Annotated in this window: 10 protein-coding genes; 4 read left to right on the top strand and 6 right to left on the bottom strand. The window is 39.9% G+C overall.

The features are described 5' to 3' along the window. Nucleotides 1–11 precede the first annotated feature (11 nt). From A9180_RS16570 to A9180_RS16555, 4 genes are read left to right on the top strand one after another with little or no spacing between them, the layout of a single operon-like run. Nucleotides 12–1,688, top strand: coding sequence for a polysaccharide biosynthesis/export family protein (locus A9180_RS16570; protein WP_010348153.1), 1,677 nt, complete (start codon nucleotides 12–14; stop codon nucleotides 1,686–1,688). 9 nt (nucleotides 1,689–1,697) lie between these two features. Next, complete coding sequence (gene kdsB, locus A9180_RS16565) at nucleotides 1,698–2,438, top strand: 3-deoxy-manno-octulosonate cytidylyltransferase (RefSeq protein WP_064529701.1); 741 nt, start codon at nucleotides 1,698–1,700, stop codon at nucleotides 2,436–2,438. Next, nucleotides 2,435–4,462: a capsular polysaccharide biosynthesis protein gene (locus A9180_RS16560; RefSeq protein ID WP_064529700.1), complete on the top strand. Its 2,028-nt coding sequence runs from the start codon at nucleotides 2,435–2,437 to the stop codon at nucleotides 4,460–4,462. Before kdsB ends, A9180_RS16560 begins: the two co-directional genes overlap by 4 nt. Nucleotides 4,463–4,496: 34 nt before the next feature. Then, nucleotides 4,497–5,738, top strand: a complete 1,242-nt coding sequence (locus A9180_RS16555) for a capsule biosynthesis protein (RefSeq protein ID WP_064529699.1) — start codon at nucleotides 4,497–4,499, stop codon at nucleotides 5,736–5,738. Between the two features lie 119 nt (nucleotides 5,739–5,857). Here A9180_RS16555 and A9180_RS23360 read toward each other — a convergent pair whose 3' ends face one another. The 6 genes from A9180_RS23360 to galE all read right to left on the bottom strand — a co-directional run bounded on the left by A9180_RS23360 (nucleotide 5,858) and on the right by galE (nucleotide 15,076). Continuing rightward, on the bottom strand, nucleotides 5,858–7,198 hold the full coding sequence (locus tag A9180_RS23360; RefSeq protein ID WP_074399623.1) for a glycosyltransferase family 2 protein: 1,341 nt from the start codon (nucleotides 7,196–7,198) through the stop codon (nucleotides 5,858–5,860). A gap of 128 nt (nucleotides 7,199–7,326) precedes the next feature. Then, complete coding sequence (locus tag A9180_RS16550; RefSeq protein ID WP_064529698.1) at nucleotides 7,327–8,496, bottom strand: nucleotide sugar dehydrogenase; 1,170 nt, start codon at nucleotides 8,494–8,496, stop codon at nucleotides 7,327–7,329. A 137-nt stretch (nucleotides 8,497–8,633) separates the two neighbouring features. Then, the gene (locus A9180_RS16545) at nucleotides 8,634–9,761 is read right to left on the bottom strand and encodes a polysaccharide pyruvyl transferase family protein (RefSeq protein WP_064529697.1); all 1,128 of its coding nucleotides are present in this window, start codon (nucleotides 9,759–9,761) and stop codon (nucleotides 8,634–8,636) included. Beyond that, nucleotides 9,758–11,827: a glycosyltransferase family 2 protein gene (locus tag A9180_RS16540; protein ID WP_064529696.1), complete on the bottom strand. Its 2,070-nt coding sequence runs from the start codon at nucleotides 11,825–11,827 to the stop codon at nucleotides 9,758–9,760. Before A9180_RS16540 ends, A9180_RS16545 begins: the two co-directional genes overlap by 4 nt. A gap of 409 nt (nucleotides 11,828–12,236) precedes the next feature. Next, nucleotides 12,237–14,006 carry a hypothetical protein gene (locus tag A9180_RS16535; RefSeq protein ID WP_064529695.1) on the bottom strand — a complete coding sequence of 590 codons (1,770 nt, stop codon included), beginning with the start codon at nucleotides 14,004–14,006 and terminating at the stop codon, nucleotides 12,237–12,239. A 44-nt stretch (nucleotides 14,007–14,050) separates the two neighbouring features. After that, nucleotides 14,051–15,076, bottom strand: a complete 1,026-nt coding sequence (galE, locus tag A9180_RS16530) for a UDP-glucose 4-epimerase GalE (protein ID WP_064529694.1) — start codon at nucleotides 15,074–15,076, stop codon at nucleotides 14,051–14,053. Nucleotides 15,077–15,085 lie beyond the last annotated feature (9 nt).

Below are 15,085 nucleotides of genomic sequence, written 5' to 3'. Positions count from 1 at the left end.
ATGAGTTTGTGATGAAATTATTTAAATCAATTTTACTGATTGCCGCCTGTCACGCGGCGCAGGCCAGCGCGGCCATTGATATTAACGCTGACCCAAACCTGACAGGAGCAGCGCCACTGCCCGGTATTCTGAGCGGACAAAAGTCGGATACGCAAAACATGAGCGGCTTCGACAATACCCCACCGCCAGCGCCGCCGGTGGTGATGAGCCGTATGTTTGGTGCCCAACTATTTAATGGCACCAGCGCGGATAGCGGTGCGACGGTAGGATTCAACCCTGACTATATTCTGAATCCGGGCGATAGCATTCAGGTTCGCTTGTGGGGGGCGTTCACCTTTGATGGTGCGTTACAGATTGATCCCAAAGGTAATATTTTCCTGCCGAACGTCGGTCCGGTGAAAGTTGCCGGGGTAAGCAATAGTCAGTTGAACACTCTGGTCACATCCAAAGTGAAGGAAGTGTACCAGTCCAACGTCAACGTCTACGCCTCCTTATTACAGGCGCAGCCAGTAAAAGTGTACGTGACCGGCTTTGTGCGTAATCCAGGTCTGTATGGCGGTGTGACGTCTGATTCGTTACTCAATTATCTGATCAAGGCTGGCGGCGTTGATCCAGAGCGCGGAAGTTACGTTGATATTGTGGTCAAGCGCGGCAACCGCGTGCGCTCCAACGTCAACCTGTATGACTTCCTGCTGAACGGTAAACTGGGGCTTTCGCAGTTCGCCGATGGTGACACCATCATCGTTGGGCCGCGTCAGCATACTTTCAGCGTTCAGGGCGATGTCTTTAACAGCTACGACTTTGAGTTCCGCGAAAGCAGCATTCCTGTAACAGAAGCGTTGAGCTGGGCGCGCCCTAAGCCTGGTGCGACGCACATTACGATTATGCGTAAACAGGGGCTGCAAAAACGTAGCGAATACTACCCGATAAGCTCTGCGCCAGGCCGCATGTTGCAGAACGGCGATACCTTAATCGTGAGCACTGACCGCTATGCCGGCACCATTCAGGTGCGGGTTGAAGGCGCGCACTCTGGTGAACATGCCATGGTGCTGCCTTATGGCTCCACCATGCGTGCGGTTCTGGAAAAAGTCCGCCCGAACAGCATGTCGCAGATGAACGCAGTTCAGCTTTATCGCCCATCAGTGGCTCAGCGTCAGAAAGAGATGCTGAATCTCTCGCTGCAAAAGCTGGAGGAAGCGTCACTTTCTGCCCAGTCCTCCACCAAAGAAGAAGCCAGCCTGCGTATGCAGGAAGCACAACTGATCAGCCGCTTTGTGGCGAAAGCACGCACCGTGGTTCCGAAAGGTGAAGTGATCCTCAACGAGTCCAATATTGATTCTGTTCTGCTGGAAGATGGCGACGTCATCAATATTCCGGAGAAAACGTCGCTGGTTATGGTTCACGGCGAGGTGCTGTTCCCGAACGCGGTGAGTTGGCAGAAGGGTATGACCACCGAGGATTACATCGAGAAATGCGGTGGCCTGACGCAGAAATCGGGTAACGCCAGAATTATCGTCATTCGCCAGAACGGTGCTGCGGTCAACGCGGAAGATGTGGATTCACTCAAGCCGGGCGATGAGATTATGGTTCTGCCGAAATATGAATCGAAAAACATTGAAGTTACCCGTGGTATTTCCACCATCCTCTATCAGCTGGCGGTGGGTGCAAAAGTGATTCTGTCTTTGTAAGGAGTTGAGATGAGCAAAGCAGTTATTGTCATTCCGGCTCGCTATGGCTCCTCGCGCCTGCCAGGTAAGCCACTGCTCGATATTGTTGGTAAACCGATGATCCAGCACGTTTACGAGCGTGCGTTACAAGTGGCGGGCGTTGCGGAAGTTTGGGTGGCAACAGACGACCCGCGCGTTGAACAGGCCGTGCAGGCGTTCGGCGGGAAAGCCATCATGACGCGCAACGATCATGACTCCGGCACCGATCGGCTGGTCGAGGTGATGCATACGGTGGAAGCAGATATCTACATTAACCTGCAGGGCGATGAACCAATGATTCGCCCGCGGGATGTAGAAACGTTGCTACAAGGAATGCGTGATGATCCCGCGTTGCCAGTGGCAACGCTATGCCACGCGATTTCTGCCGAAGAAGCGACAGAGCCAAGCACGGTAAAAGTGGTGGTAAATACCCGCCATGATGCACTTTATTTCAGCCGTTCGCCGATTCCCTATCCGCGCAATGCTGAAAAAGCGCGCTACCTGAAACACGTTGGTATTTACGCTTATCGTCGCGAAGTGCTGCAAAACTACAGTCAGTTACCGGAGTCCATGCCGGAGCAGGCGGAGTCACTGGAGCAGCTACGGTTGATGAACGCGGGGATCAACATTCGCACATTTGAGGTTGCCGCAACCGGGCCGGGCGTCGACACACTGGCATGCCTTGAAAAAGTGCGCGCCCTGATGGCACAGGAACTGGCTGAAAACGCATGATTGGCATTTACTCGCCTGGCATCTGGCGTATTCCACATCTGGAGAAATTTCTGGCGCAGCCGTGCCAGAAACTTTCTCTGCTGCGCCCTGTTCCGCAAAACGTCGATGCTATCGCCGTGTGGGGGCATCGCCCCAGCGTGGCGAAACCGGTGGCAATCGCCAAAGCAGCGGGAAAACCCGTCATCCGTCTGGAAGATGGATTTGTGCGCTCGCTGGATCTTGGCGTTAATGGTGCGCCACCGCTCTCCCTGGTGGTGGACGATTGCGGCATTTACTACGATGCCAGCAAGCCTTCGGCGCTGGAGAAACTGGTACAGGATAAAGCCGGAAATGCAGCGCTGATAAGCCAGGCCAGAGAAGCGATGCACACCATCGTGACCGGGGATTTGTCGAAATATAACCTGGCGCCTGCGTTTGTGGCTGATGAGCCGGAACGTGCAGACATCGTTCTGGTTGTCGATCAGACATTTAATGATATGTCCGTGACCTATGGCAATGCTGGCCCACATGAGTTTGCCGCCATGCTGGAAGCCGCAATGGCGGAAAATCCTCAAGCCGAAATTTGGGTGAAGGTGCATCCGGATGTACTGGAAGGAAAGAAAACAGGTTATTTCGCTGACCTGCGCGCCACGCAACGAGTACGTTTGATTGCCGAGAATGTCAGCCCGCAATCGCTGTTGCGGCACGTTTCCCGGGTTTACGTCGTGACCTCCCAGTACGGCTTTGAAGCCTTGCTGGCAGGAAAACCAGTGACATGTTTCGGTCAGCCCTGGTATGCAGGCTGGGGCTTAACCGACGATCGTCATCCGCAATCCGCTTTGTTATCTGCCCGACGCGGTTCTGCCACGCGGGAAGAACTTTTTGCCGCAGCATACCTGCGTTACTGTCGCTATATCGACCCGCAAACGGGGGCCGCGAGCGATCTGTTTACCGTGCTGCAATGGCTACAATTACAGCGCCACCATCAGCAACAGCGTAATGGCTATTTATGGGCGCCAGGCTTAACGCTGTGGAAGTCGGCGATCCTGAAACCTTTTCTGCGAACGGCGACAAACAGACTGAGTTATTCACGTCGCTGTACTGCGGCCACCGCTTGCGTGGTATGGGGTGTAAAGGGAGAGCAGCAATGGCAGGCCGAAGCGCAGCGAAAATCACTGCCGTTATGGCGAATGGAAGATGGTTTTCTGCGTTCATCCGGACTTGGCTCTGACCTGTTGCCGCCGCTATCGCTGGTGCTGGATAAACGCGGGATTTACTATGACGCCACGCGCCCCAGCGACCTGGAAGTGCTGCTGAATCACAGCCAGTTAACGCTGGCGCAGCAGATGCGAGCTGAAAAATTACGCCAGCGACTGGTTGAAAGCAAACTGAGCAAGTACAACCTGGGAGCCGATTTCTCTCTGCCAGCCGAAGCCAAAGGTAAAAAAGTTATCCTGGTGCCGGGGCAGGTAGAGGACGATGCCTCTATTAAAACAGGCTCCGTCTCGATTAAGAGCAACCTTAAGTTATTGTGCACCGTACGTGAACGTAACCCGCACGCCTACATCATTTATAAACCGCACCCGGATGTATTAGTGGGGAATCGCAAGGGCAATATTCCGGCTAAATTGATCGCTGAACTTGCCGATTATCAGGCACTGGACGCAGATATTATTCAATGCATTCAGCGCGCAGATGAAGTGCATACCATGACGTCGCTGTCGGGGTTTGAAGCGTTATTACATGGCAAGCAAGTTCATTGTTACGGCCTGCCCTTCTATGCCGGTTGGGGTTTAACCATTGATGAACATCACTGCCCTCGCCGCGAGCGAGAATTAACGTTAGCAGACTTGATCTATCAGGCGTTGATTGTTTACCCAACATACATTCACCCAACACGGCTACAACCTATTACGGTTGAAGAGGCGGCTGAATATTTGATCCAGACGCCGCGCAAGCCGATGTTTATTACCCGAAAAAAAGCGGGGCGAGTCATACGCTATTACCGCAAATTAATTATGTTCTGCAAAGTCAGATTTGGCTGAACAATTTCATTATTGACTATTACAAAAATTATTTATGCCAGACAACGCACTAACCGTTTTATTATCGGGTAAAAAATATCTGCTTTTGCAGGGGCCGATGGGACCTTTTTTCAATGACGTCGCCGAATGGTTAGAGTCATTAGGTCGTAGCGCTGTGAATGTCGTATTCAACGGCGGTGATCGTTTTTACTGCCGCCATCGACAATACCTGGCTTACTACCAAACGCCGAAAGAGTTTCCTGGTTGGTTGCGAGATCTCCACCGACAATATGACTTTGATACCATTCTCTGTTTTGGTGACTGCCGCCCATTGCACAAAGAAGCAAAACGCTGGGCAAAGTCGAAAGGGATCCGCTTTATGGCATTTGAAGAAGGATATTTACGCCCGCAATTTATTACCGTTGAAGAAGGCGGAGTGAACGCATATTCATCGCTACCGCGCGATCCGGATTTTTATCGTAAGTTACCAGATATGCCTGCGCCGCACGTTGAGAACTTAAAACCTTCAACGATGAAACGTATAGGCCATGCGATGTGGTATTACCTGATGGGCTGGCATTACCGTCATGAGTTCCCTCGCTACCGCCACCACAAATCGTTTTCCCCCTGGTATGAGGCTCGTTGCTGGGTTCGCGCATACTGGCGCAAGCAACTTTACAAGGTAACACAGCGTAAGGTATTGCCGAGGTTAATGAATGAGCTGGATCAACGTTATTATCTTGCCGTTTTGCAGGTATATAACGATAGCCAGATTCGTAACCACAGCAATTATAACGATGTGCGTGATTATATTAATGAAGTCATGTACTCATTTTCGCGTAAAGCGCCGAAAGAGAGTTATTTGGTGATCAAACATCATCCGATGGATCGTGGTCACAGACTCTATCGACCATTAATTAAACGGTTGAGTAAGGAATATGGATTAGGTGAGCGAGTCATTTATGTGCACGATCTCCCGATGCCGGAATTATTACGCCACGCAAAAGCAGTAGTAACGATTAACAGTACGGCGGGGATCTCTGCGCTGATTCATAATAAACCACTCAAAGTGATGGGCAATGCCCTGTACGACATCAAGGGATTGACGTATCAAGGGCATTTGCACCAGTTCTGGCAGGCCGATTTTAAACCGGATATGAAACTGTTTAAGAAGTTTCGGTGGTATTTATTAGTGAAGACGCAGGTTAATGGGGTTTATTATGGGGAGATGGTTTTTAACAAGATAAAAAATGATAAAAAAGATTGTATTATGCTATCAAAAAAAACATTACAATGAATGGCATTAAAATAATCATTCATTAGTACCCATCCATCAAATAAAAATCAATATGCTATAATTGGAAAACACAAAAAAACATTAAAATAAATAGAATAGGTTATACATTTGGTAATAAGTTATATACTAGTAAAGTTAACATGAGCACTTCGTAATGCAGCTCTGATGGCATTAGTTTCAACTAATATTGAGTCTGGTGCAGAAAATGGTCGATTTTTATTAGTAAAATCAGAATTTCCGATGTAAAGACTTTCTTTATTTCTTAACGCCTGAATGTGCCATCGCGACCAGGAATCCCAATATTTTTGGCGTTCCAGTGAAATGCCCTGAGATGTATATCCTGTGGTAGGTGAATTCATTAACGAGTCGGTACGATGACTTCCTAGTGTCAAAGGCAATTTAATACGATGTATAGAGGAAGCGCCAAAAATTATCTTAAGCCGAGCAATGAATTCACTATCAGCTCCAGTTTTAACGCAGTCCCAAACGCCCGCTCTTTGCAATACCTCCGCCCTTCTAAACAGCAAAGAAGAAGGATTCAGTCTTTTTAGTGGATAGACCGCACGCGCATAAAAAATCCCATTATCTTGTAACCTTACCCAATCGGAGATCGAACAAATTAGTTTAGGGTTTAACAATAAAGGTGAAATCTGTCTAAATAATTTTTCAGGATGGGACCAGTCATCTGAATCATGGCATGTCACAAATTCTCCTCTTGCTTGTTTCAAGCCTATTCGTTTTGCAACATAGGTCCCAACATTTTGAGGCAATTTAATAATTTTTATTCGACTATCTTTGAATGCTAATCTTTTAAGGCGTAATGACGTATCATCAGTACTGGCATCATCCACAATAATTAGCTCAAATGACCGATATGTTTGATTAAGCAATGATATTACTGCATTCTCCACCCGTCTGCCAGTATTGTATGTTGTCATTAAAATAGAAATCAAAGGGCCTGTATGGGTAGAAGAAGGAATCGATGTAATAACATTACAAGGCGATAAGGGAGATGCATTGTCTGCAAGCGCGACCGGAGATAAACCAAAATGAGTATAGTATGCGTTAAGTCTATTTAAAGAGATTTCTGGTGCTTCCCTGAAAGCATTATTTTGCAAGAGTAATATATCAGGAGAAGAAACAATACTACTGGAATCAATCTGAGCAAGTGTTGATATGGCTCTTTTAGATAAGCCAACTCTTAATTGAAGAGCTGCATATAAATCTAAAGGATAATTATCCACATCATCTAACAATGATAAAGAAAACGCAGGAGAGTATGATGCTAAGTTTTTTGCCAACTCAACTCTTTGATATATTTCCGCGAATTCATTTTTAAATTTCGCTAATAAATCCGGAGTTAGACTTATGTCACCACAAGCAACTTTAGCCACTTTAACTGCTAACTTACACCGCCATTCTGGCGGTGTATCGTTGATATTACGCAATGACCAATACATATTAAGATCATACATTGCTAAGATACGTTTTGACTGCCAAAACTGGCAGTCATCGTGTATTGCTGCTAAGGCATAAACATATCGTTTATTTTTTAAGTGCCATAAGAATTTTAAATTCCTGAACATAATTAAGAATCGACACCAAATAAATCACGGGTATAAATTTTCTCGCCTACATCTTCTAATTCTTGTGTACGACGGTTTGCTACTATAACATCAACACGTTCTTTAAACGCATTAATGTCGCGCTCAACATAAGAACCAAAGAAATACGATTCTTTTAGTACAGGTTCATACACAACTATCTCAATTCCTTTGGCTTTGAGTCGTTTCATTACACCTTGAATACTACTTGCTCTAAAGTTATCACTACCTGCTTTCATTATGAGGCGATAGATTCCTACAACTTTTGGTTTACGACTTAATATATCCTCCGCAACAAAGTCTTTTCGAGTAGTATTGGCATCGACAATTGCCTGGATTAAGTTCTGCGGAACATCACGATAATTTGCAAGTAATTGTTTAGTGTCCTTTGGTAGACAATAACCTCCATAGCCAAAAGAAGGATTATTATAATGTTGACCAATTCTGGGATCTAAACCAACGCCCTCTATGATTTGTTTTGTATCTAAGCCATGAACTGCAGCATAAGTATCCAGCTCATTAAAATAAGCTATCCGCATTGCAAGATAAGTATTTGCAAAAAGTTTAATGGCTTCAGCTTCAGTGCTATCCGTTAACAATATTGGAATATCTTTTTTTATAGCGCCTTCACAGAGAAGCTCTGCGAACTTTCTTGCTCGTTCACTACGCTCTCCGACAACTATGCGAGATGGATATAGATTGTCATAAAGAGCCTTACCTTCACGTAAAAATTCAGGGGAAAAGATAATGTTATTCGTGTTTAGATCGCGTTTTAGTCGTTCAGTAAAGCCGACGGGGACTGTAGATTTGATTATGATAGTTGCATCAGGATTTATACTTAGTACGTCACATGCCACTGATTTGACAGAGTGTGTATCGAAGTTATTATTAATAGGGTCATAATTGGTTGGTGTCGAAATAATAACATAATCAGCATCTCTATAAGCTTCATATTTTTCTGTTGTAGCATATAGATTCAACTTTCTATTTGATAAAAAATCTTGTATTTCAGGATCACATATTGGTGATAGCCTTTTATTAATTAACTGAACTTTCTCAAGATCTATATCCAGAGCAATAATATCGTGTTTTTGTGAAAGCAATGTTGCAATTGACATGCCAACATAACCAACACCTGAGATTGTAATTTTCACAATTAACTCACAATTTATATTATTTATATTGTCTTTACTGACATTAATACCAAGCGAAAATTTATGATAAGGGCAAATAATAGAATAAATTAAGTCAATTTTACCAAGGTAAAGATCATAAAATTTTATGGCTTACATTAAACTTCTTCAAATGTTTTAATTTTGGGCAACCCATTGACTTCAAGATATTCGTTAAAATTATCAAATAATTTGTTTATATTCTTAAAAAATCTGTCATAATTCATATATGACTTAATTTGACTTAATGACATGGAATAAATATCCTCTAAGTCAATGCTGGGCAGATTAAAAAACTCAGTCAATTCTTGCGTTCTAGCATCGTGAGTTAACCATAATGCAGGAACACCACTAAGAACAGAGGCCATATTCACGTGAAATCTAGTTCCGAATGTATAATCTACACATTCTCGATTGAATTCATACCACGCTTTCGTATTTCTAAATAACCTATATCTTGTTTTTATATACATATTTAATTGTTCTTTATTAAGTAAAAATTCATCATTATTAATCATTGATTTAAAGTAGTATGGTATCTCAAGGTCTTCTTTCTCTTTAATGAGATCAATATAATATTGATGAGTACGTTTATTTACTGGCTCAATAAAAAATGCATTGCTTAGCACTGCTCTTTCAAAAAGTTGTCTCTCTGATGCTCGTGACAAATTTGTCACATTTATAGATGCCACATTAAAATCTCTTTTAGAATATTTTTCATAAAGAGCACGTAATGCTATTGGATCAGAAAATAAAGATGGACAACCAGTAACAAACACATTTTTTATATTGGTGCACTTTTCTATTACTTGCTTTGTAAACTCACCTCTTACGCCCAGATACATTGATTTGAAAGACAAAAAATCCAGTAACTCAATAGCCTCCTTACAAAGCTCTGCTTTATTTATATCTCGAACACTTGATTGAATACCAAGTCCAAAAACAATAATAGGCACATCATACTGCTTAAGAGAGTCAAGAAGCCTTTTATATTTATCTGGACTTGGTTCTTCTAATGAAAGAGAGTTAGCAAGGGTAATAATCAAATGAGAACATGTTTTATTTACAAAATCTTTAAAATTTGTTTCTCCTGATAAAATAAAACTACTATCTTTGTAATGTACTGCCCTTGAAAACATCCTTAATGGTGCTTCAGCGTGAATCATGTTCCCAGAATTTTCTGGAATTAAAAGTGGAAAATCGACAGGAAGTTCAGGTAAGCAGCCTATAACGCCTATATTTTTCATTCAAACTTATCCGCCATGCTAACTTTCACAATTGAATATTTCCTGCTTGAATCATCACTATTTACAGGCTTAAAACAATATGATTTTATACCTTGACGAGCCAAAGATTCATTTATCACTTTAAAGTGATTATTTTTCTGCACGCCTATTTTTTTTATAGATGTATTATCTCCATGCAATACCCTGTTATAGCATATTTTATTTATATGTTTGAATGGACCTACCTCGCTAAGTTTTAGATAAATATCATAATCAACAGCATTGCTAATCTGTTCATTAAATCCATCCGTTAAATTCCATGCCCTGGCCGTAAACATTCTAAAATGATGACAAATCATTGCCGTGGTAAGTTTCTCTCGCGAGAATTCTGGCCAGTTATAACCATTTTCAATCAACTTTCCTTGACTATCAACATTTCTGTTCGTTGTGTAAACACATGCCAAGGATAGATCTCTTTTAAACTCATTTAAACAAAGTTCCACAGCATCAGGTTCCAGGTAATCATCGGAGTCAAGTTGACCAATATAAAAACCACGACACAATTTTACCGCTGCATTGGAAGCAGCTCCAATACCTTTATTTTTTTGTGTAATAAAACGTACTCGCGGGTGATTTCCATAATATTCTTCTAGAATTTTTAACGTGTTATCCGTAGAACCGTCATTACAAATGCATACTTCCAGGTCAGTGATTGTTTGATTCAATGCACTATCGACACAACGTACAATATGGTCTGCACAGTTATAGGCTGGAATATAAATTGATACTAAAGGAACCTTCTTGAGTGTTGAATTTTCAATTTTGTCTATTTTTCTATAATAATATGGAACTTTTTCTTGTATTAATTGAATAGTGATAGATTTTCCAGTTTCTCGGTCTGTTTCATTTTCTTTACCTGGCGGTTCCTGATGATATGCCATTGCACCATCTACAGAACGAAAATAACATCCTTCCCTGTACAGACGGTATCCAAACTCGTTATCCTCCCCTCCCCAGTGTGTGAATTCCTCATCAAACCAACTTGCACGCTCAAGCCATTTTTTTGCAAATGCCACATTACCACCGCTGAAATATCGAAATGGAGTATTACAGAGCCTTAAGTTATCTGTTTTCTCAAAATGTTCTAACCGCCAATCAACTGATTTGCTTCGTTCAATTTTTCCCGCAACTTGGTTATTTGTAATAATTTCGGGTAGTTTCTCAAGCAAGCTTTCGTCTTCAAGGAACTCTAAATAATTATATTCGGTAGTGTCAATGTATTTTCTTGGACCGATCAGAGCCACATCATCATCTAATTCAAGTAACTCCATATAAGATTGTACCCAAAGAGGATTTGGAGCCATATCGCAATCAAGTATAGCAACGAAGTTGTATCGTGCGGTTCTAAGTCCTAAATTTCTTACTGCACATAATTGATAGCCATTATCCTTCTGGCGTACATACTTAATATCAATTAGCTGCTCAAACTTTCTAATCACTTGTTCTATATTTTCTTTACTTCCATCGTCGGCAACAATTACTTCATAATTAAATTTTGTTTTTTGGTTACAAAGACATGCTAACGTTATTTCCAATATTTTTGAACGATTGAAGGTTGGTACGACGATACTGAGACCATCAATGTTTTTATTCTTACGCCTCCCATCTTTCACTAATTTTTTATTGGCAAGCCATTTAAAATCATTAGTACTCTCTGGCAATTTGGATAAATTTAAATCTTTTGGCCAATCAGAAGGAATAGGATTTATAGTTTTCGTTTCTGCTGTTTCTGACTTTCTTAAAGTTGCTTTATTATATTTTTTTATTAATTCACTAATCTCCTTTTCACTCAATTTTTTAATATTAGAATTTGAATACATGATCTGTGTTGCAGGGTCCCACTCTATATTTTTTTGTGCTGAGATAGTGTGAACATCACCCAAATCTTGCAATGCTTTTTTACATAAAATTATATTTACCTTAACCCAACTAGCATCATATATTTCGCTTGCTTTTTCAAATAATAGCAATGATTTATGATATTCACCATTCTTATACAATTTAATTGCTTCGTTTAAAATACTCATATTTTTATAACCACCTTAATTTCAGCATATCTATTGCAATTTTTTTAGTTATTAAGTTATTGTTATGTTTTCCGATATGATTGGTAAATTCATAAAATGTATATTATTTTAAAAGAGTTGAAACATATGAGTAGATCAAATAGTACCATTTGCAATGGCATACATTAAAAAACTGTCATACTCAGCAACGTAAATTTAAGATTATCTTTTGCACTTACAATATTTTGCTATAATTAATATTATGAACAAAACAACATCCTTCCTTTTATATCTTATCATTAATTTAATTGATACTTTCTATTGCCGTGAACTTAAGCAATCATTTTAACTGATTAATAGCTATATCTATAATATTATGCGTTACTAAATTAGCATCATAAAAATCATTATGCATAATAATTTCTACATTTTACTTTATAACCTTATCCTTTTTGATTTTCTTAAATTGACGAACAGTTCTGTATATAGAAAATGGAAGAGTAATGAATCCAAAAAATGATCCTTTTTTCTGTACTAGTATTTTCCCCAACATATAAGATAAATGCTGCTTAACTCTATCCGCTTCATGGGCATCACGGTACATACACAGTGCTGGAAGATTACTTTGTTTTTCAGCAGTATACTGCTTATGCCATATTTTTCGCTCTTTTACTATGGCTTTTGGCATACTAATTACACCAAATAAAGATTTAGAATGTTGAATCATGATAGCGCCGAGACGATATTCCAGCCCTTCTTTAATTCGCTTTGCTGCCCCATATAGTTCTGGTAATTGATGTTGTTTCAGTTTTTGATTTTCCAAATAATATTGTTCTAGTTTTTCCTGAACTAGATGTAACTGAGTTAGCATCAAGTCTTTTTCTTTAGTAATTCTATCTAAATTTTGTTTTTGTTGATCTTGATTAGATTTTTCTTTCACCAATTGATTATTAAGAACATCTATATGTTTTTTTAATTCTTTAACATCAAAATCATCTTTCTCTTTAATCTTTTGATTATGTTCAACTTCTTCTTTCAAATTATGGAGTTCACGTTCAATAAATAGTAACTCTTTTTCTTTTTTGCTAATAAAAGAAACTTGTTTTTTTAGTTTCTTTTTTAACTTCCTGTTTTTTGCATATAATTCTTTTTTTCGTACATTATAATATTCAAGCTTTTCTTTCATCTGATTTAATTGTGATGAAAGTAGATAATGCTCCTCTGCTTGTTGAGTAAGGTTAGCTTTATAGTCAATAAGAGAATTTTTATAAAGTTGATGTAGTTTTGAAATGATTTCTATTGTAACCAATCTTTGTTGAACTAAACTAGCCCAAATAATATTAGGATTAAATTTTTTATCATTACCTGAAAGTGCAGGGATATTTGCTTCTGATTGAAGTTTACTGTAGAGGCATTGACTCTCAGGATATTGAGTGAGTACGATTTTTAATAAATAATCTTCAGCAACATTGTCATTGAAGCATTTATCACCTATTTTAATATCAATACCAGAAAGGGCCATAACTTCTTGTTTTGCCTCTTCATCTATTAATAAAGGTGATGCGGATGATTGTTCGCTACAAGAATAAATGCTTGTATTTATACATTCTTGAAAAGAGCATATATTTAGCGGTATCTTTAGTACTGACTGTAATTTCTCTACAAGATTTTTTGTGTTTTTTTTAATTTGCCCCGAGCTGATTAACAGGCAGCGCTTCCGGTTATTAGAGTAAAAATCAAGCAATGCCGTATTATAAGCTATCCAGTTATCAATTAAATGCTCTACCGTGTTATTAACAAATGACTCTCGGCTATTAGCTGCTTGCTCCAGGACAGACCTTGGATGATCATAAACCAGAATGAAAGTTAGGTTTTCATCAAGTGATGCCCAGTAGTCTAAAGTATAAATAGCATACGGATCTGACCATCCCCAAAATTGTCGCTCTAAATTATTAAGAAATAAGTCTAGTGCCATACCATGCCAGACACCGGAGACATTTAAAGGAGAGAATCCAGATATATTGGTAACTTCACTGATCTTGGGAACATTATATGCTTTACAAATAATGTTGGTTATATCTTGCGGAGTTAAGCGTTCTCGTTTTGATGCACTAGGAATCTCCATCCCATATTGAAGGAATTTTTTCTCGACAATATCAAAATTTGAATTAGGGTGCCCAACTATAATTATTTTGTTCATCAACTTCCTCTGCTTAATACATTATGCAATTTTAATAATGAATATTATCTATCATTATAACCATTGGGGTTTTTCAATTGCCATTGCCATGCATCAGCTAACATTTGATCTAAACTTCGTTTAGCTTGCCATTTTAAATATTTATTGGCTTTCAACGGAGATGACCAAGACTCGGCAATATCCCCCTCTCTCCTTTCCGCGATTTCATAAGGAATAGTTATGCCTGATACCTTTTCAAAGCAAGAGATTAGTTCTAAAACAGAATACCCTTTACCCGTCCCTAAATTGAATGCATGATAATTAGTTTGATGGTTTTTAGTAATATATGATAGAGCGGCTTCATGTCCCTCTGCTAAATCCATTACATGTATATAATCTCGCACACCTGTACCATCTTTTGTAGGATAGTCTCCCCCAAAAACCATAAGCTTTTCTAGCTTACCAATTGCAACTTGTGTTATATAAGGAACTAAATTACTCGGTATATCAGATGGGCTTTCTCCAATCATTCCTGATTCATGAGCACCTATTGGATTAAAATACCTCAGGCAAATGAAATTTATATTGCGATATGTTTTTGCAATATCCATAATCATTAACTCTGATATATATTTCGATGTACCGTAAGGATTTAAAGTACCACCTATAGCGCAATTTTCAGTAATAGGTATTATATTAACATTACCGTAAACTGTTGCAGAAGAACTAAAAATAAAGTTAGCAACGTTATTATTGATGGCAAGATTAATTAGATGTAATGTCCCAGATACATTATTAGCATAATAAAAATCTGGTTTTTTTAATGATTCAGCAACAGATTTCGCTCCGGCGAAATGCATTATACATTCAATCTTATGTTTTTTTATTATTTCAGAAACTCTGTCTTCATCATTTATATTTAACCCATACAATATAACTTTTTTTTTAGTGATAGCTTCAACTCTTACAATGGACTCTTTGGATGAATTACTAAAATCATCAATTATTACAACATTATGCCCTTTATTTAATAGACATAAAGTCGTATGTGAGCCAATATATCCTGCCCCACCTGTTACCAATATATTCATTATCACCTC

Source organism: Escherichia sp. B1147, assembly GCF_001660175.1.
In the GTDB taxonomy this organism is placed as follows: Bacteria; Pseudomonadota; Gammaproteobacteria; order Enterobacterales; family Enterobacteriaceae; genus Escherichia; species Escherichia whittamii.
This window is presented reverse-complemented; position numbering and strand designations above follow the sequence as displayed.

Bases quoted from the DNA above. Each gene is read 5' to 3' on its own strand.
- A9180_RS16570 (WP_010348153.1), top strand. From the start codon at position 12: ATGAAATTATTTAAATCAATTTTACTGATTGCCGCCTGTCACGCGGCG.
- kdsB (WP_064529701.1), top strand. From the start codon at position 1,698: ATGAGCAAAGCAGTTATTGTCATTCCGGCTCGCTATGGCTCCTCGCGC.
- A9180_RS16560 (WP_064529700.1), top strand. From the start codon at position 2,435: ATGATTGGCATTTACTCGCCTGGCATCTGGCGTATTCCACATCTGGAG.
- A9180_RS16555 (WP_064529699.1), top strand. From the start codon at position 4,497: ATGCCAGACAACGCACTAACCGTTTTATTATCGGGTAAAAAATATCTG.
- A9180_RS23360 (WP_074399623.1), bottom strand. From the start codon at position 7,198: ATGTATTGGTCATTGCGTAATATCAACGATACACCGCCAGAATGGCGG.
- A9180_RS16545 (WP_064529697.1), bottom strand. From the start codon at position 9,761: ATGAAAAATATAGGCGTTATAGGCTGCTTACCTGAACTTCCTGTCGAT.
- A9180_RS16540 (WP_064529696.1), bottom strand. From the start codon at position 11,827: ATGAGTATTTTAAACGAAGCAATTAAATTGTATAAGAATGGTGAATAT.
- A9180_RS16535 (WP_064529695.1), bottom strand. From the start codon at position 14,006: ATGAACAAAATAATTATAGTTGGGCACCCTAATTCAAATTTTGATATT.
- galE (WP_064529694.1), bottom strand. From the start codon at position 15,076: ATGAATATATTGGTAACAGGTGGGGCAGGATATATTGGCTCACATACG.